Source organism: Streptomyces sp. NPDC110618, from assembly GCF_055657065.1.
Genome location: NZ_JBVKBN010000002.1, coordinates 165,155 through 183,460, shown reverse-complemented (window position 1 = coordinate 183,460; position 18,306 = coordinate 165,155). Strand labels below are relative to the sequence as shown.

General features: G+C 70.1%; 14 protein-coding genes. 10 read left to right on the top strand and 4 right to left on the bottom strand.

Translation table 11 applies throughout. From position 1 onward, the window contains the following. Positions 1-125: 125 nt before the first annotated feature. Complete coding sequence (locus ACZ7L7_RS03945) at positions 126-728, bottom strand: acyltransferase (protein WP_285511114.1); 603 nt, start codon at positions 726-728, stop codon at positions 126-128. 241 nt (positions 729-969) lie between these two features. Here ACZ7L7_RS03945 and rplU point away from each other — a divergent pair, with 241 nt between their 5' ends. The 8 genes from rplU to ACZ7L7_RS03905 all read left to right on the top strand — a co-directional run bounded on the left by rplU (position 970) and on the right by ACZ7L7_RS03905 (position 11,215). Then, positions 970-1,290 (top strand): 50S ribosomal protein L21, encoded by a 321-nt coding sequence (gene rplU, locus ACZ7L7_RS03940; protein ID WP_006132815.1) that lies wholly within the window; start codon positions 970-972, stop codon positions 1,288-1,290. Between the two features lie 14 nt (positions 1,291-1,304). Continuing rightward, positions 1,305-1,559 (top strand): 50S ribosomal protein L27, encoded by a 255-nt coding sequence (rpmA, locus tag ACZ7L7_RS03935; protein WP_073938528.1) that lies wholly within the window; start codon positions 1,305-1,307, stop codon positions 1,557-1,559. 156 nt (positions 1,560-1,715) lie between these two features. Further along, positions 1,716-3,158, top strand: a complete 1,443-nt coding sequence (obgE, locus tag ACZ7L7_RS03930; protein ID WP_472074660.1) for a GTPase ObgE — start codon at positions 1,716-1,718, stop codon at positions 3,156-3,158. A gap of 143 nt (positions 3,159-3,301) precedes the next feature. Beyond that, a complete protein-coding gene (locus ACZ7L7_RS03925) occupies positions 3,302-4,654 on the top strand; it encodes an FG-GAP repeat domain-containing protein (protein ID WP_471429382.1) in 1,353 nt (450 codons plus the stop codon). An 81-nt stretch (positions 4,655-4,735) separates the two neighbouring features. Further along, positions 4,736-5,929 (top strand): hypothetical protein, encoded by a 1,194-nt coding sequence (locus tag ACZ7L7_RS03920; RefSeq protein WP_285511117.1) that lies wholly within the window; start codon positions 4,736-4,738, stop codon positions 5,927-5,929. 191 nt (positions 5,930-6,120) lie between these two features. Further along, the gene (locus tag ACZ7L7_RS03915; RefSeq protein ID WP_285511118.1) at positions 6,121-7,620 is read left to right on the top strand and encodes a bifunctional cytidylyltransferase/SDR family oxidoreductase; all 1,500 of its coding nucleotides are present in this window, start codon (positions 6,121-6,123) and stop codon (positions 7,618-7,620) included. Between the two features lie 125 nt (positions 7,621-7,745). Then, the gene (locus ACZ7L7_RS03910; protein ID WP_471429379.1) at positions 7,746-9,794 is read left to right on the top strand and encodes a hypothetical protein; all 2,049 of its coding nucleotides are present in this window, start codon (positions 7,746-7,748) and stop codon (positions 9,792-9,794) included. Positions 9,795-9,994: 200 nt separating this feature from the next. Next, positions 9,995-11,215 carry a glycosyltransferase family 2 protein gene (locus tag ACZ7L7_RS03905; RefSeq protein ID WP_472074657.1) on the top strand — a complete coding sequence of 407 codons (1,221 nt, stop codon included), beginning with the start codon at positions 9,995-9,997 and terminating at the stop codon, positions 11,213-11,215. A 28-nt stretch (positions 11,216-11,243) separates the two neighbouring features. Here ACZ7L7_RS03905 and ACZ7L7_RS03900 read toward each other — a convergent pair whose 3' ends face one another. The 3 genes from ACZ7L7_RS03900 to ACZ7L7_RS03890 all read right to left on the bottom strand — a co-directional run bounded on the left by ACZ7L7_RS03900 (position 11,244) and on the right by ACZ7L7_RS03890 (position 16,310). Beyond that, the gene (locus ACZ7L7_RS03900; RefSeq protein ID WP_472074655.1) at positions 11,244-12,386 is read right to left on the bottom strand and encodes a phospholipase D-like domain-containing protein; all 1,143 of its coding nucleotides are present in this window, start codon (positions 12,384-12,386) and stop codon (positions 11,244-11,246) included. Between the two features lie 310 nt (positions 12,387-12,696). Further along, a complete protein-coding gene (locus tag ACZ7L7_RS03895; RefSeq protein WP_453600124.1) occupies positions 12,697-14,754 on the bottom strand; it encodes a hypothetical protein in 2,058 nt (685 codons plus the stop codon). Between the two features lie 128 nt (positions 14,755-14,882). Then, positions 14,883-16,310: a polysaccharide pyruvyl transferase family protein gene (locus ACZ7L7_RS03890; protein WP_285511123.1), complete on the bottom strand. Its 1,428-nt coding sequence runs from the start codon at positions 16,308-16,310 to the stop codon at positions 14,883-14,885. Between the two features lie 178 nt (positions 16,311-16,488). Between ACZ7L7_RS03890 and proB the strand changes: the two genes are divergently transcribed. Together proB and ACZ7L7_RS03880 are read left to right on the top strand one after the other, a co-directional pair. Continuing rightward, positions 16,489-17,616 (top strand): glutamate 5-kinase, encoded by a 1,128-nt coding sequence (gene proB / locus ACZ7L7_RS03885; protein ID WP_285511124.1) that lies wholly within the window; start codon positions 16,489-16,491, stop codon positions 17,614-17,616. Positions 17,617-17,789: 173 nt separating this feature from the next. Continuing rightward, positions 17,790-18,266 carry a hypothetical protein gene (locus tag ACZ7L7_RS03880; RefSeq protein WP_285511125.1) on the top strand — a complete coding sequence of 159 codons (477 nt, stop codon included), beginning with the start codon at positions 17,790-17,792 and terminating at the stop codon, positions 18,264-18,266. The last annotated feature ends 40 nt before the right edge of the window (positions 18,267-18,306 follow it).

The window sequence follows — 18,306 nt, the reverse complement described above, 5'->3', positions numbered from 1 at the left end:
GTGGCGGATTCGGGTCGCCGAGGCAGCGCGGGGCAGGGACCAGGGGCGCCCGAATCGGCCACTCACGGTCGGTCGGCGGCCGCGGCCGCCCGTCGCGCTTGCCCGCAGCCCCCGTCGGCCGCTGCTCACACCCCCCGCTCGGTCAGCACGCCCTCCTTCTCCTCGTACAGGGCGCCCGTCCGCGGGCACTCCCACCCGCCCGGTTCCCCGGGGCGCTCGGTGAGGCGGACGCCGGCTCGGCCGACCCAGCCGACCTGCCGGGCCGGGACACCCATGACCAGGGCGAAGTCGGGGACGTCCTTGGTGACCACCGCGCCCGCGGCGACCATGGCCCAGCGGCCGATGGTCAGCGGCGCCACGCACACCGACCGCGCCCCGACGGAGGCGCCCTCGGCGATCCGCACCCCGACCGCCTCCCAGTCGCCGCCGCGCTTCTGCTGGCCCTCGGGGTCCACGGAGCGCGGGTTGTGGTCGTTGGTCAGCACCACGGCGGGGCCGATGAAGACGCCGTCGCCGAGTTCGGCGGGCTCGTAGACGAGGGCGTAGTTCTGCAGCTTGCAGTTGTCGCCCATGCGCACCCCGGAGCCGACGTACGCGCCGCGGCCGATCACACAGCCCGTGCCGAGACGGGCGTGCTCGCGGATCTGCGCCAGCTCCCACACACTGCTTCCGGCGCCGATCTCGGCGGTGTCGTCGACCTGTGCGCCGGGCTGGACCCTGTAGCTCACTTCTGCGCCCTCCGGTGATCGGCTCCGCTGCGTGAGCATACGGCTACGGGACCGCACGAGCCCGGTTTGACCCTCCAAGCGCGGCCCCGTAACCTTGACCGTCGGCGTGTCCGTGGATATAGGCGCGCCACATCCCCGTAAACCTCTTCCTCCGGAGCACTGGGTGTCCTGGAGAGGCTGTCCGCGTGCCGGGCGGCTGGACTGCGGGGGTGCCGTTCCCGAGCGAGAGAGTGAGATCCGCGTGTACGCCATCGTGCGCAGCGGTGGTCGCCAGCACAAGGTTGCTGTCGGCGACATCGTTGAGGTTGACAAGATTTCCACCGCCAAGGTGGGCGACACGGTCGAGCTCTCGACCCTGCTCGTCGTCGACGGCGACTCCGTGACCAGCGACCCGTGGGTGCTGGCCGGCATCAAGGTCCAGGCCGAGGTCGTGGACCACCACAAGGGCCAGAAGATCGACATTCTGCGCTACAAGAACAAGACCGGCTACCGCCGTCGTCAGGGCCACCGCCAGCAGTACACGGCGATCAAGGTCACTGAGATCCCCGCGGCTGCGAAGTAAGGGACTGAGGAGAGATGGCACACAAGAAGGGCGCATCGTCCACCCGTAACGGCCGCGACTCGAACGCTCAGCGCCTCGGCGTGAAGCGCTTCGGCGGTCAGGTCGTCAACGCGGGCGAGATCCTGGTCCGTCAGCGCGGCACCCACTTCCACCCGGGCGCGGGCGTCGGCCGTGGCGGCGACGACACGCTGTTCGCCCTGCAGGCCGGTGCGGTGCAGTTCGGCACCAGCCGTGGCCGCAAGGTCGTGAACATCGTTCCGGTCGCCTGAGCAGGCTGATCGGAAGCTTTCGCGAGGCGGACCTCACTTCCCGGTCGGGAAGGCGGGTCCGCCTTTCGCGTGTTGTAGACGTGTTGTAGACGTGATGTAGACAGAGACACATACAGCACACCGAGACATTTCGTACGTAACTGGAGGCACTGAACCATGAGCACCTTCGTGGACCGCGTCGAACTGCATGTCGCCGCGGGTAACGGAGGCCACGGCTGTGCCTCCGTCCACCGTGAGAAGTTCAAGCCGCTCGGCGGACCGGACGGCGGCAACGGCGGGCGCGGCGGCGACGTCATCCTGACCGTCGACCAGTCCGTGACCACGCTGCTGGACTACCACCACTCCCCGCACCGCAAGGCCACCAACGGCAAGCCCGGCGAGGGCGGCAACCGCTCCGGCAAGGACGGCCAGGACCTGGTCCTGCCGGTCCCGGACGGCACCGTCGTGCTGGACAGGGCGGGCAATGTCCTCGCCGACCTGGTCGGCCACGGCACGTCCTTCGTCGCCGCCCAGGGCGGCCGGGGCGGCCTCGGCAACGCGGCCCTCGCCTCCGCCCGCCGCAAGGCACCCGGCTTCGCGCTGCTCGGCGAGCCCGGGGACCTCCAGGACATCGTGCTGGAGCTCAAGACGGTCGCCGACGTGGCGCTGGTGGGCTACCCGAGCGCGGGCAAGTCCTCGCTGATCTCGGTGCTCAGCGCGGCCAAGCCGAAGATCGCCGACTACCCCTTCACCACGCTGGTGCCCAACCTCGGTGTGGTCACCGCCGGTTCGACCGTCTACACCATCGCCGACGTGCCGGGCCTCATCCCGGGCGCCAGCCAGGGCAAGGGCCTGGGCCTGGAGTTCCTGCGCCACGTGGAGCGATGCAGCGTGCTGGTGCATGTCCTGGACACGGCCACCCTGGAGTCCGACCGCGACCCGGTCTCCGACCTCGACGTCATCGAGGCGGAGCTGCGCGAGTACGGCGGCCTGGACAACCGGCCGCGGATCGTCGTGCTGAACAAGATCGACGTACCGGACGGCAAGGACCTCGCCGAGATGGTGCGGCCGGACCTGGAGGAGCGCGGTTACCGCGTCTTCGAGGTGTCCGCGGTCGCCCACACCGGGCTGAAGGAGCTGTCCTTCGCCCTCGCCGACCTGGTCGCCAAGGCACGCGCGGCGAAGCCGAAGGAGGAGGCGACGCGGATCGTCATCCGGCCCAAGGCCGTGGACGACGCGGGCTTCACCGTCGTGCGCGAGGACGACGGGCTGTTCCGGGTGCGCGGCGAGAAGCCGGAGCGCTGGGTGCGGCAGACCGACTTCAACAACGACGAGGCCGTCGGCTACCTCGCCGACCGGCTCAACCGCCTCGGTGTCGAGGAGGAGCTGATGAAGGCGGGCGCCCGCGCGGGCGACGGCGTCGCCATCGGCCCCGAGGACAACGCCGTGGTCTTCGACTGGGAGCCGACCGTCATGGCCGGTGCCGAGATGCTCGGCCGCCGCGGTGAGGACCACCGCTTCGAGGCGCCCCGCCCCGCGGCCCAGCGCCGCCGGGACAAGCAGGCGGAACGGGACGAGTACCAGCGGGAGTTCGACGACTTCGACCCGTTCGAGGGCTGACGGGCCGAAGTCGGGGTGTGCCGCGGCACAACCAACCGCGGGTCCGGCGAGTCGTAGAGGGCGGCTGATGAGGATCTTGGAACCCCGCGGGGGTTCCCGGTCCTCGTGGCACTCCCCGAACCCTTCTGATTCCCGGAGCCGATGTGTCCGTACGCCGCGGTTTGGTGGTCGCGCTCGCCCTGCTGGGCGCGACCGTCGGTACAGCACCCCTCGCGCACGCCCAGTCCCAGCCCGTGCGGCAGGACTTCAACGGTGACGGGCACGAGGACCAGGTCACCGGTGTCACCAATGGGAAGGTGGCCGGGAAGACGCGGGCCGGATACGTCGCCGTCGTCTACGGCTCGGCGAAGGGCCCCGGCACCAAGAAGGTCTACACACAGGCGTCGCCGGGCGTGCCGGGCAGCCCGGAGTCGCACGACATGTTCGGCGGCCATCTCACCGCCGGGGACTTCGACGGCGACGGCATCACCGATCTGCTGGTCGAGACCGACAACGAGCAGTGGACGTACGGCGGCATCGCCCGCGACGGCAACAGCATCGTGCTGTGGGGCAGCCGGAGCGGGCTCTCCTCCGGCACGGTGCTGCCCGTGCTGACGGACGCCCTCGGCCAGGGCGGCAGGTACATCGCGGGGGACTTCAACGGTGACGGGCACATGGACCTCGCCAAGGACGGCGAGGTGCGCTACGGGCCGTTCGGCCGCGACGGCGCCGCCGCCTCGGTGCGGCAGGGCGTCCAGCTCGACACGAACCAGATGATCACCGAAATCGCCGCCGGGGACGTCGACGGCGACGGGATCACGGATGTCGTGGCGCTTTCCCGGGGCTACGAGTACGTCGAGGACCGCAAGTACGGCTACACCGTGAGCGTGGCCCGCGGCAGTCGCGACGGGCTGCTCGCGCCGACGGTCGTGGCGGAGCTGAGCACGGCCGAACCCTGGCAGGAGTCCCTGGCGGTGGGCGACGTCGACGGCGACAGGCCGGCCGAGATCGTCACCGGGGGAGAGAACGACCTGAGGATCATCGACGGCGGCAGCACCCGCGTCATCACCCAGAACACCCCCGGTGTCCCCGGCGCCACGGAGAAGGCCGACGCCTTCGGCTCCCTGGTCGCGGTGGGCGATGTCGACGGCGACGGCTACGGGGACATCCTGGCGGGTGCTCCGGGTGAGGACTTCGACGGCAGGACCGACGCGGGCACCTTCACCGTCGTACCGGGCGGGCCGGACGGGCCGACCGGGGCGGGCTCCCGGGCGTACAGCCAGGCCAGCCCCGGGGTGCCGGGCAGCGCCGAGACGAGGGATCGTTTCGGCACCCGGCTCCAGGTCATCGACAGCAACGGTGACGGGCGGCCCGAGCCGGTCGTGGCGGCCGTCGGCGAGAACAGCTGGGCCGGCGGCGTGTGGTTCTTCGGGCCGAAGAGCACGATCTCCTACGGCGGGGGCTCGTTCGGGATGACTACGGCCGAGACACGGTTCGGCGACCGCTTCACGGAGTGACACCCGTCGGACGCGGCCCTCACCGCATCCACATTCCGCTCTTATCCCACGCTCAGGAACACCTCCTACCGTCCCCTGACCATGGAGACGGACTGTACGAGAGACGAGGTACCGGCCGGCCGCGCGGTGACTCCGCCGGCGGCCGGTACACGGTTGCTGCACATCGGGCCGCACAAGACCGGGACCACCGCGATCCAGGGCGCGCTGTTCGCGGCCAAGGAGGCGATGGCCGAGCACGGCGTCGACTTCCCCGCCACCAGCAGGCACCCCATGTCGGCAGCCCTGGCGGTGTGCTCCCGCCCCGGGATGCTGGGCAACAGCAAGCCGAGCGACCGGCACTGGGAGACCCTGGTGGATCAGGTCGCCGCCACCGGCCGGCGCACCTCGGTGGTCAGCAGTGAGTTCTTCGCCGACGCCCCCGACGACGCGACGATCGCCCGGATCGTCGAGGACCTCGGCGGCGACCGGGTGCACGTCCTGGTCACCCTGCGCCCGCTGGCGCGGATCATGCCCTCGCAGTGGCAGCAGTACGTGCAGAACGGGCTGCGCATGGGCTACGAGGACTGGCTGGAGCACATGCTGCGCAAGCCGCCGTACGAGAAGCCCAACCCCAGCTTCTGGCGGCGGCACCGGCACGACCGGCTGGTCGAGCGGTGGGCCCGGGTGGTCGGCCCCGGACGGGTCACCGTCGTGGTGGTCGACGACACCGACCGCGGTGGCCTGATGCGTACCTTCGAGGCATTGCTGGGGCTCCCGGAGAATGTCCTCCAGGAGGTTCCGGACGCCGCCAACCGTTCCCTCACCCTCGCCGAGACCGAAATGCTGCGGAATCTTAATGTGGAATTCCGCGGGAACGAGCTGCCCGAGGAGCTGTATTCACAACTCGTCCGATATGGCGCCGTGATGCATATGAAGAACGCGTGCACTCCCGGTCCCGGTGACGTGAAGATCCGCACCCCCCGGTGGGCCGTCGAGGCGGCGGCCGGGATCGGGGCGGAAGCGGCGGAGCGGATCGGCGCGACGGGCGTGCGGGTGATCGGGGACCTCGCCCTGCTGTCCGCCGTACCGGGACAGCCCGACGCCCCGACGGGCGCCGAGCCGCGCCTCGCGCCCGAGGTCGCGGCACAGGCACTCTACGGGGCGCTCGCCGCGGCGGCCGCGGCGCCGGTGCGCAGCTCCGTGCCCGCGCAGGCGCGTACGGTTCACCAGACGTCGTCCAAGGAACTGGTGAAGGTCCTTGGGCATCGTTGCCTGAAGAAGCTGCGTCGCCGTTGATCTGTGCGGTTACTCACAGCTACGCCCAGCAATTCCCGAGGGAACCGGGAAGGCATTCCCGACCGTCACCAGGAGTGCGAGGTGAATGACGGGTTGCGCGCCCATATGCGGCGGGCGGCGCTCACCTTGCACAGCGGTTACCGGAAGTGGGACCATTTCCGCGTTCCCAGTCGCCACAAGGTAGGTCACCTGTGTCCCAGCACATAGCCAAGCCCCGTACCACCGCAGTGATCCTGGCCGGTGGTACCGGTCAGCGCGTGGGTCTCTCCATCCCCAAGCAGCTGCTGAAGATCGCCGGCAAGGCAGTCATCGAGCACACCTTGACCACCTTCGAGAAGGCCGACTCGATCGACGACATCATCGTGCTGATGGCGCCGGGCTACGTGCCCGACGTCGAGAAGATCGTGGCCAAGGCCGGGTTCAAGAAGGTCACCAAGATCATCGAGGGTGGCTCGACCCGTAACGAGACCACCGAGCGGGCCATCGCGGCGCTCAGCGAGGGCCTCGCGGAGGGTGAGGACCGCAACGTCCTCTTCCACGACGCCGTGCGCCCGCTGCTGTCACAGCGTGTGATCGACGACTGTGTCACCGCCCTGGAGCGCTACCAGGCCGTCGACGTCGCCATCCCGTCCGCGGACACCATCATCGTGACCCGCACGCACGGCGAGGACGGCGAGTTCATCACCGAGATCCCGGACCGCTCCCGGCTGCGCCGCGGCCAGACGCCGCAGGCGTTCAAGCTGTCCACCATCCGGCGGGCCTACGAGGTCGCGGCCGGCGACCCGAACTTCCAGGCCACCGACGACTGCACGGTCGTGCTGAAGTACCTGCCGGACGTGCCGATCCACGTGGTCGCGGGCGACGAGTACAACATGAAGGTCACCCAGCCGGTCGACGTCTTCATCGCCGACAAGCTGTTCCAGCTGGCCTCCACCGCCGCGCCCGAGCAGGTCTCCGAGGAGGCCTACCGCGAGCTGCTGACCGGCAAGACCGTCGTCGTCTTCGGCGGCTCCTACGGCATCGGCAAGGACATCGCCGAACTGGCCGAGTCCTACGGCGCCAAGGTGTACGCCCTCGGCCGCTCCACCACCGGTACGCACGTGGAGAACCCGGAGGAGGTCGACGACGCGCTGTCCAGGGCGTACGCCGAGACCGGCCGGATCGACTACGTCGTCAACACCGCCGGTGTGCTGCGCATCGGCAAGCTGGCCGAGACCGACAACGCCACCATCGAGGAGGCGCTGAAGGTCAACTACCTGGCGCCGGTGCAGATCGCCCGCTCCTCGTACAAGTACCTCTCCGAGACCAAGGGCCAGCTGCTGCTGTACACCTCCAGCAGCTACACCCGGGGCCGCGCCGAGTACAGCCTGTACTCCTCCACCAAGGCCGCCATGGTCAACCTGACCCAGGCGCTCTCCGACGAGTGGGCGGGTGACGGCGTTCGGGTGAACTGCATCAATCCCGAGCGCACCGCCACCCCCATGCGGACCAAGGCGTTCGGCCAGGAGCCGGCGGGCACCCTGCTCTCCTCCGAGGCGGTCGCCCGCACCTCGCTCGACGTGCTGCTCTCCGAGCTGACCGGCCATGTCATCGACGTCCGCCAGCAGGACCCGACGGCCGCCGCGGGCCAGGCCTCCGGCTTCGAGGCGGCGCTGGCCAGTGTGCTGGACCGTCAGGACGGCGTGGCATAATCAACAGTTAATACGCCTTACGGAATTCAGGCCCCTGTTTCTTCTGACGAAGAATTCACAGGGGCCTGAGTCCTTGGGCCCTCGTTCCTCAGACCGGCAACCCCTCCCCCAGAGCAGGTTTATCCGTGATCTCCACCGCTATACGCGTCGCCCGGGTGGGCAGCGCGGCCGAGCTGGCCGCGGCGGTCCTCATGATGCTGGGCTTCCCCTGTCTCATGGTGGCCGCGCTCGTCCCGAGCGTTCCCGCCTTCGCGGCCGGTGCCGCAGTGACGTACCTGGCGGACCACTATCTGCACCGCAAGGGCAGCTACCTGGTCAACCGACTGAGCAAGGTGCGCGCAGGGCTGTCGATCCGCTTCCTGATCCGACAGCTGCTGCTGGTCCTGCTGCTGGCCCGCCTGGACCTCTCGGACAACCTGGTCTACTACGCCGCCGTCGCCGGTTTCATCGCCTTCTACGGACTGCAGGCCCCGCACGGCGCGCTGGTCACCCTGATCCGCAACCGCCGCCGGATGCCGGTCGCCACCCGCAACGTCGACCTGGCCTCGCGCATCCGCATCCCGGACGCCCCGCCGCGCGTCCTGCTGGAGCGGTCCGCCGAGAAGATGCTCCACCTGGACCTGGCCGCCGTCATCGGCGTGCTGGTCTCGGCCTTCCTCGACGAGCCGCTCGCCGGGTTCATCGGCATCGGCCTCACCCTGGTCCTGGGCACCCTCTACGTGCTCGCCCTGGTGCCGTACATCCGCGGCCGCCGGATCCCGCCGAACGCGGACGCCGTGCTGGCCGCCGTCGACGACTGGCTGGCCGAGTACCGCCCCGAGACGGTGCTGTACTTCTCCGGCTCCAAGGACTCCGCCTACCAGGTCAACATGTGGCTGGAGACCATGGAGCAGCTCGACTCCAAGCCGCTGATCATCCTGCGCGAGCGGGTCATCCTGGCCAACCTCGCCCCGACCACGGTCCCCGTCATCTGCGTGCCCGGAGGGGTGCACCTGATGAACATGGACCTGAGCACCGTCCGTGTCGCGCTGTACGCCGCCAACGTGGGCAAGAACATCCACCTGCTGCGCGTGCCCACCATGAAGCACGTCTTCATCGGCCACGGCGACAGCGACAAGCTCGCCAGCGTCAACCCGTTCAGCAAGGTCTACGACGAGGTGTGGACCGCGGGCCGCGCCGGACGCGACCGGTACGCCATAGCGGACGTCGGCGTGCGCGACGAGGACATCGCCGAGGTCGGCCGCCCGCAGCTGGCGCCCATCCAGGGCTGGCAGGGCGTGCCCGAGGGCCGTATCCCGACCGTGCTGTACGCGCCCACCTGGGAGGGCTGGGACGGCAACCCGGGCAACACCTCGCTGGTGCTGGCCGGCGAGAACATCGTCAAGCGGCTGGTCAAGGCCGATCCGCCGGTCCGCGTCCTGTACAAGCCGCACCCCTTCACCGGCACCGTCAGCGCCGAGGCCAAGGCCGCCCACGCGCGGATCACCGCGCTGGTGGAGAGGGCCGGCGTGGAGCGCGCCGGCGACCCGCGCTTCACGGTCGACGCCGCCGCGCAGAGCGCCGCCAAGGCCGAGCTGGCCCGGATCGAGGCGCGCCTGGCCGAACTGGCCGGCAGCGGCAAGGAGCGCGGCGACGAGGCCGAGGCCAGCCGTGACGGTCTGGTGGACATGGCCCGGCACGAGGAGATCGCCCGGCTGCGCGCGGAGTGGAACGACGCCTACTGGCGGTCCTTCGGCTCCCACGAGCACCGGGTCATCACCGGCGCCGAGCCGCGGCTGTACGACTGCTTCAACGTCTCCGACGCGATGGTCTCCGACATCTCCAGCGTGGTCTCCGACTTCATCGCCAGCGGCAAGCCGTACGCGGTGACGGACTCCGCGGGACTCGGCGAGGAGGAGTTCAAGCGGCAGAACACCGCGGTACGCGCCGCGGTGATCCTCTCCAACAGCGCCGCCGAGCTGGGCGGGCTGCTGGACGCGGTCCGCGACCCGTCCGCCGACCCGCTGGCCGAGGACCGCGTCGAGTTGAAGCGGTATCTGCTCGGCCCGGACGAGCCGCCCTCCATCGAGCAGTTCAACACCGCGGTCGCGGACCTCGCCCTGAAGGCCGAGACCCGCAACCTCGGCCAGGAGGCCCGGATCGCCGCGTCGGAGTCGGCGGAACTGACCGGCTGACAACTCGCCCTGGAACAAGCCCTGTTCGGCCCCCGTGGAGTCCAACTCCGCGGGGGCCGACGGCATTTCACAACCGCTTCGCTGCGGTGATGTGAGTCACAAATGGCGCATCAGAAGGCAACCTTGCTCAGGGCTGAACCGTCTTCTAGGTAGCGAAAAGGAGAAACGGGAGAAATAGCACCCGTCTGTTTGGGGGGAACGTGACCGTGACGCAGCCTGATGTGTCCGTCATCATCGGCGCGTACGAAGCGATGCCGTATCTGGTTGAGTGCCTGGCGTCCCTGGAGGCGCAGACGCTGGACCCGGCGCGGATCGAGGTCATCGCGGTGGACGACGGCTCCACGGACGGAACCGGTGACTGCCTGGAGGAGTTCGCCGCCCGCGCGCCCATGCCGGTGACGGTGATCCGGCAGGAGAACTCCGGCGGCCCGAGCGGCCCGCGCAATGTCGGCCTCGGCAAGGCCACCGGGCGGTACGTCTTCTTCCTCGACGCCGACGACCGGCTGGGCGACGAGGCGCTGGAGCGGATGGTCGCCATGGCCGATCGCAACGGCACCGATGTGGTTCTCGGCCGCATCGAGGGCGTCAACCGGGGGGCGCCGAAGTCGATGTGGCACCGGACACTGGAGCGCACCGATGTCTTCTCCTCCAACATCAAGTTCACGCTGAGCGCCCAGAAGCTCTTCCGCCGGGAGCTGCTGACCCGGCACGGCATGCGCTTCGACGAGTCCCTGTTCACCGGCGAGGACGCGCTGTTCACGATGGAGGCGTACCTGCGGGCCGACGGCGTCTCCGTGCTCGCCGACTACACCTGCTACTACCTGGTGGGCCGCGAGGACGGCAAGCAGGTCACCAAGAGCGGCGGCTACACCCTGCGGTTCGACTCCGCGCGCTCCCTGATGAACCTGATCACGGAGATGGTCCCGGCCGGCCCCCGGCGCGACACGCTGATGGTCCGCCCCTTCGCCGTCACCCTGCTGCCGCAGTTCGGCCCGAAGTTCCTCAAGGACAGCGACCAGGTCCGGCGCCACAAGATGGAGCTGGCCGCGCCCCTGCTCGCCGCCCACTGGCACGAGGGCGTGGCCCGCCAGTTGAAGGTCGAGGAGCGGCTGCGCGTGCACCTGGTCGCCACCCGGCAGACCGAACGGCTGCTGGAGGTGCTGAAGTTCACCAAGGCCAAGAAGCAGCCGGCGGCCCTGCTGGAGAAGAAGGGCCGCCGACTGTACCTGGCGTATCCGTACTTCCGGGACGCCGCCGCGGGGATACCGGACTCGGTCTATCTCGCCGGGCCCCGCGAGGCCCGGGGCGTGCCCGGGTACCGCGAGGACGACAACGATTCCGTGCTGCGCCGGGCCGCCCGCAGGCTGCGCAGGGCCACCCGGCCCGAGCGGGCGAGGGCGAGGGCGAGGGCGAGGGTCTGACCCCCTGACCCGGCACCGGCGTCGGCGCTCAGTCGTCGCCCGCCGTACCGGAGATGCCCTTGCAGGCGTTCGTGGCGTCGGCCGTGCCGGGGACCGCGGCGGCCTTCACCGCGTTGAAGTTGGCGACGTAGGTGTCATGGGCGCTGTTGCTGTCGACCTTGAGCAGCGCCTCGTCGTTCTTCGTGAGCGCCGGGCCGGAGTAGTTGTGGCTGCCCGTCCAGAGCACCTTCTGGCCCGTGACGCCGTCGTACTTGCCCTCGATCAGCAGGTACTTGGAGTGGACGATGCGTGAAGCGGTGTCCGGGTCGTTGTCGTCGTCCCAGTTGTAGCAGCGCAGGGTGGGGCCGCCGGAGGTGTGCAGGGCCCCCCAGGTGCCGCTGGACCCCCTGTCGGTCTCCGAGTAGACGATGTCGACGGAGCACCCGGCCCTCTTCAGCGAGACGAGCTTCTGCGCCACGGCCAGCCGCGTGAGCCTGAACATGGCCACCCGTACCTTGGTGTGCTTCGTGACGCCGCTCTCCGTGTACGTGCAGGAGACGTTGTCCAGCACGCCCGTGATCGTGTCACCCGGCGAGGGGTCGGACGCCGGGCGCGGGAAGAAGTACACCTTGTACGGGCTGCTGGCGGTGTGGCTGTACTTCCAGTTCTGCCATTTCTTGCCGGCCAGCTTGGTGAAGTAGGTGCTGTACGCCGCGTACATGGTCGCGTTGTTCGTGAGCACGTACGCGTCGTTCCAGAACCGGCTGTAGCTGGAGGGCGTCATGTTCGACGAGGTCTGGACGACGACGTCGGAGGCCCCGTCGAGCTGGGAGAAGAGCCAGAACTTGTTGTGGTTGATGGACGTGCCGAGCGACGGGTCGCCCAGGCACGACTTGCCGGCCGGACAGAGCCCCACGAACGAGCTCTTGGTGAGGTCGGTGCCGAGGGCCGCGGCGAGGGTGCCGTAGGAGGTGTTGTCGGGATTGTCGCTGACCGTGGTCCTGTCCATCATCAACTGGACGTGCACGCCGCGCGCGTGAGCGTCGGCGAGAGCCTGGGCGAGCCCGGCGTCCCACAGGTGATAGACGGACGCCTTGATGGAGGACCCGGCCGGCGACTGGCCTATGTAGTCCAGCAACGTGGTGCGTATCGCCCGCTGCTGGGCTACCGTGCCGGTCGGATCGTTGAACACCGGTCCCGCGGTGACGGCCGCGGATGCCCCGCCGGCGAAGCCGACCTGTAATCCCGCGGCGAGGGAGAGTGAGAGGCAGACCGCGGCGGAGCGGCCGAGAACGTGGCGTGATGCTGAGCGCAACAGAACCCCTACATTCGTTCGAACATGCTTGTGTCGAACGGATGTTGCCATATGTGCTCATGTCATAGACATGTTCAATGAGGCGTTTTTGGGTGGGGCTGCTGCCGGTCGTTGCTCTTGCGTCATCCGGGAATGCGCGAGGGGGCGGCGAAATCGCCGCCCCCTGTCAGGGTTCAGTTGTCCCGGGTCATGAGGTCCTGGTGCCGTCCGGCGTCCGGGCCTCGCGCTCGTCCCGCGGGGTCGGGACGGGTGGCGCGGACTGGGCCGCCGTCCGCACCCTGCGCTCCTCGGCGGCCGAACACAGGGCGCGTACCGCCGCGTTGAAGCGCTCCTGGGAGGTCGGCTCGTCCGGGCCGAGCAGATACCGCTTCAACTCCACCCGCGCCCCGGCCAGTTCGTCCAGCTCGGGATCGCGCACCGACGCCAGCAGAGCGGGCACCCCGGCCGCGTCCGGGGTCAGCACGGTCGCCGCCCGGACGGTCGGGAAGGTCTTGCGGAACACGTCCTCCGCCAGACCGCTGGTGTTGGCCACCGCGTACGGCTTGCCGCTCGCCAGGAAGTCGCTGACCACGCTGGAGACATCGCTGACCAGCAGGTCGGAGTGGTTGAAGCAGGAGAAGAGGGTGGGCCGGGGGCCGAGCACGATCTGGTGCTCCCACTCCGGCAGTGAGGCCCAGTAGGCGTCCTCCCAGGCGGCCGTGGCCTCGGCCACCGCGCGCGCCCGCCCCTCCTCGGGCGCCGACTGGGCCAGCATCCGCTCGACCTGGTCGGCGGCGGCCCGGAAGTCGGTCGCGGTGATCCGGTCCAACTCGGCGGTGCGCCGCGCCAGTTCGCCGTTGTCGGCGGGCCGCGGCCCCGACCGCCCCCGGTTGGCGGCCCGGACCAGCTCCCGGATCCGCAGGTCGGCGGCGCCGGCGCGCGGGTCGACCGAGCCGGTCAGCGGGTGCGGCTTGTACAGCAGCCGCACCTTCGGGTCCGCCAGCAGCGCCCGGACGATGTTCTCGCCGGCCTCGATCACCGAGGTGTTCCCCGGGTTGCCGTCCCAGCCCTCCCAGGTCGGCGCGTACAGCACGGTCGTGTAGGTCCCGGTGGGCGGGCCCGCGTACGGCCGTACGGCGTCCAGCTGGGGGCGGCCGATCTCCACGACGTCCTTGTCCTCCACACCGACCTCGGCCTGCGCGTACCGCTCGCGCGCCGCCGGACCGGCCACCCACACCTCGTCGTACGCCTTCGCGTACGGGTTGCAGGAGGACAGCTTGTCGCTCTCGCCGTGGTTGACGAAGGTGTGCTTGAGCGTGGGAATGCGCAGCACCTGGGAGGTCTTGCCGGAGTTCGAGGGGTGGATGAGCACCTGGAGCGTGGACTGCTCCAGCCGCATCAGCGTGGAGACCTTCGGCAGGCACAGGATCGGTACGTCGGTCGCCGCGAGCTTCTGCACCATGAACCGCTCCCGCAGCACGATCAGCGGCCGTCCCTCCAGCTGGGCGAGCGGCTCCAGCCACATGTTCGCCTGGTACGCCGAAGAGGTGCCGCCGGAGAAGTACAGGCCGACGGTCGGCCGGTACTCCGCCAGCCAGCGGTCGAGCCACTGCAGGGCCTCCCGCTCACCCGCGGGCCGGCGGCCGGGCAGCAGCCGCAGCGCCAGGTCGCACAGGCCCACGGCGGCCAGGCCGAGCGAGAGGGCGAGGCCGAGGGCCGCGAAGCGGCGGTCGGCGGTGGCGGCGGTCAGGAGCAGACCGGCCGTCGCGGGCAGGCCGTAGACCAGCAGCCGGGGGCCCGGGCGGCGCAGCAGCAGGGGCGGGGCGGGGGACAGGCGCAGCGCGGAGGCGTCGATGTTCCGGGTCACCACCGGCAGCGTGCGGGTGCGGCGGACCAGGATCGAGGCCGCCTGGATCGCGCAGTGCAGCGCGTAGAAGGCGAGCAGCGCCGCGACCAGCGGGGTGTACGACGACTCCCGGTGCTGTCCGCCGAGCCTCAGCAGCGCCACCACCAGCAGCAGGTCCCGCAGCACATGGCGGACGGTGATGTCCAGGTGCGACTTGGCGAAGACCGCCAGCATGCCGCGCTGCCAGCGGTACAGGACGCCCTCGACGGCGAGGCAGACGGCGGTCGCGCCGATCAGCAGCGGGACGTGCGGACGCAGGGCGGCGAGGGCCTGGGCGCAGAACGCGACCACCAGGACGGCGGCCAGCAGGGGCCGGGCCGGGACGCGGAGGCGGGGCGGGCGGGGGATCGGTAGGGGCACTGCGGTCACTCCAAGGTCGGGCGCATACGTGCGTCCGGGTTAACGCGCGCCTGCCTCCGGACGACACGCGGGTGACGTCCGGAGGCAGGCTCCTTGGAGTGGTGGGGCGGGCTCGGGCCCTGTCCGGTCTAGCGCTCGGGGCGGATCGCCTTGCGCAGGGGCGTGCCGACCACACGGCGGGCCCGGCGGTAGACCGAGGTCCGCTGGACCGGGACGGCCGAGGTGGCGGTCCGCGTCGACTTGGCCTCGGCGAGCTGCTTCTTCAGCTTGGCGTTGTCCGCGGACAGCTTCCCGATCCGGGTCTGCAGCCAGCCGAAGCGGGCGGCCAGCTCGGCCGGGTCGTTGTCGATCCAGGGGCGGATGCCGGGCGGGAAGGACAGCGAGCGCAGGCGCTCCTCGAAGGCCTTGCCACCGTCGCCGTGCGTGAAGGTGTTCTGCAGGCCGTTGCGGTCGAGGAAGCCGGTGAACCGCTCGAAGCGCTCCTGGTGGCCGTTGAGCAGCGGGCCGAAGTCCGCCTCCTCGTACAGCCGGGCCGGGTCGACGTCCGCGTCCTTGCCGAGCTGGTCGATCCGGTGGTGCGGGATGTCGAAGTAGCGGCACAGCTCCAGGGTGCGCGAGTCGCCGCACAGCACCGTCGCGGGCGTGCCCGCCAGCAGCGCGGCGATGTTGCCGTGGATGCGCGAGCCGAAGGAGTAGTCGAAGCCGCGCAGGTCGTCGATCCAGGTGACCGGGTCGATGTAGACGCGCGCCTTGCCCTCCTGGTACATCGGGTGGTCCGGGTGCGTCGGCATCGCCGTGATCTTGCCGTTCGGACCGGCGACCTCGCGCCAGTGCAGCTGCTTGGCGTCGGTGAGGTTCTGGCCGATGTAGCGCAGGTTCGGGTAGCGCGCGTGGGTCTCCATGATGATCCGGCCCACGCCCTGCGACCGCACCGCGCTGTGCGAGCCGTTGATCGCCACGCGGGACTCGGGCGTGAGCGCCGGGACCTTCCTGACGACGTTCAGTTCCTTGCCGTACATGAACATCGACGGGCAGCCGATGACCTCGACGTCCCGGAAACCCATGTCCTTGAGGTACTGAGCGGTGAACTCGCCGCGCACGCCGATCGACGCGCTGTGGTCGAGCACGGCGGAGACGAACTCACGCACCGCGGGCTCAATGGGCTTCAGGCGCGCCGGGTCGTAGGTGAGGCTGGTCTGAGCACCGACACCCACCACGACGACCGGGATCTTCAGCTGCTTGATCAGCTGCGTCATTCGCTTCAACGACGCCTCGAAGGACAGCCGGAAGGCGTTGGCGAGGGGGACGACGAAGGCGTCGTACTCCTCGTTGATCCGACCCGCGGCCTTTACCTCCGTCCGGATGCCGTTGGAGACGACCTCGGTGTTGGGCGTCTGCAGGATCTTGTGGGCGGCGTCGCTGAAGATCAGGTTGCCGGAATTGGTGGCTATGACGTCGCGATGGAGGGCTTCCTCGATCGAAAGGACGTCGAAGGGGCTCTTCCCCGATCTGAGGAGGATGCGCCGCGCGGGGGGAACATTCGATGACACATGCATCAGATTAAGTTTGAGAGCTCTTTCATTTCTATAAGCAACCAGTACAACCTTTTTGCCGTACGCAAAGCGTGAGGGCGCGGCTACGGCCCCGCTGTCCGGTTTCCGGACCGATGCGCGGCGGACGGCCCCCTTCGCGTAGATTGCGGTGCAGTCGACGTGTGAGGGGACGGAACAGCAGGTGACAGGCGTAAGGCAGGCCGTCGGCGAGGCCCGCAGGATCGTCGTCAAGGTGGGTTCCTCGTCCTTGACCACCGCCTCCGGAGGTCTCGACGCGGACCGCGTGGACGCCCTTGTGGACGTCCTCGCCAAGAGCCGCAGCGGCGGAGAACGTGAGATTGTTCTCGTTTCGTCCGGCGCCATCGCGGCCGGGCTCGCCCCGCTCGGGCTGCGCCGCCGTCCCAAGGACCTGGCCCGCCAGCAGGCCGCCGCCAGCGTCGGCCAGGGGCTGCTCGTCGCCCGCTACACCGCCTCCTTCGCACGCTACGGCGTCCGCGTCGGCCAGGTGCTGCTCACCTCCGACGACATGAGCCGCCGCGCCCACCACCGCAACGCCTCCCGCACCCTCGACAAGCTGCTCGCGATGGGCGCCCTCCCGGTCGTCAACGAGAACGACACCGTCGCCACCGACGAGATCCGCTTCGGCGACAACGACCGCCTCGCCGCCCTCGTCGCCCACCTGGTCCGCGCCGACCTGCTGGTGCTGCTCTCCGACGTGGACGGTGTCTACGACGGCGACCCCAGCAAGCCGGGCACCTCGCGGATAGCGCAGGTGCGCGGGCCCGAGGACCTCGCCGACGTGGAGATCGGCAGCGCGGGCAAGGCCGGGGTCGGCACCGGCGGCATGGTCACCAAGGTCGAGGCCGCCCGGATCGCCGCCGCCGCGGGCATCCCGGTGGTGCTCACCAGCGCCGTCCACGCGGCCGAGGCGCTGTCCGGCGGGGACACCGGCACCTACTTCCACGCCACCGGCAAGCGGTCCGCCGACCGGCTGCTGTGGCTCCAGCACGCCTCCACCCCGCAGGGCTCGCTGACCCTGGACGACGGCGCCGTGCGGGCCGTCGTGGAGCGCCGCAAGTCGCTGCTGCCGGCCGGGATCGCCGCCGTCGAGGGCGAGTTCAGCGCCGGGGACCCGGTGGAGCTCAGGGACACCGCCGGGCGGGCGGTCGCGCGCGGTATGGTCAACTTCGACGCCAAGGAGATCCCCCAGCTGATCGGACGCTCCACCCACGAGCTGGCCCGCGAGCTGGGTCCGGCCTACGAACGCGAGGTCGTCCACCGCGACGATCTGGTGCTCCTGGAGCCCTGAAAACCGGCCCTTGGGGCTCCGCGTCCGAAAACAGGGGGAACGCCCCGGTGATTGTGTCGCCCTGAGGTGGACGTTCCGCAAAAGCGCCACACGACCGCTTGCGGACTGCTCAACTTTGTCTCAAGGACAAAATCCGCCGAGCGCAGCTCGACCGAGGGACGAAGGAGGCCGTCGTGAGACGAGTACGCCCTGGGGCGGCGGCGTCCGGCGGTGGGGCCGGCGGCACCTCCTCCCGGGCGCCCGGCGAGGAGCGCGCCCTGACCAGTGTCGCGACCGGTGACGCGGTCGGCGGCGGACAGGCCGAGGAGCTGCCCCGGCTGTGGCACGTCACCCTCAGCGTCTCCGGCGAGGAGGCCCCGCTGAAGGAGGTCCGGCGCGCCCTTGAGCAGCTCGCCCACGACCACCCCTTCCTGCTGACCAGCCGCTACGCGGGCGACCACGCCGAGATCCGGTACTGGGAGGAGGCCCGCGATCTGCACGACGCGGCCGCCGTCGCGCTGCGCCTGTGGGGCGAGCACCGGCAGAGCGCGGGACTGCCGCCCTGGGAGATCGTCGGCCTGGAGGTCATCGACCGGGTGACCTACCACCAGCGCGTCGCCGAGGGGTACGGACCGCCTCCGGCCAGCCCGGTGGGCGTGCACCCGTACTGACGGGCCGCGTGGAACAGCCGTCGAGAATCCCTTTTGGGTG

Coding starts and splice junctions, on each gene's coding strand:
- rpmA (WP_073938528.1), top strand. CDS start 1,305: ATGGCACACAAGAAGGGCGCATCGTCCACCCGTAACGGCCGCGACTCG.
- obgE (WP_472074660.1), top strand. CDS start 1,716: ATGAGCACCTTCGTGGACCGCGTCGAACTGCATGTCGCCGCGGGTAAC.
- ACZ7L7_RS03920 (WP_285511117.1), top strand. CDS start 4,736: ATGGAGACGGACTGTACGAGAGACGAGGTACCGGCCGGCCGCGCGGTG.
- ACZ7L7_RS03890 (WP_285511123.1), bottom strand. CDS start 16,310: ATGCATGTGTCATCGAATGTTCCCCCCGCGCGGCGCATCCTCCTCAGA.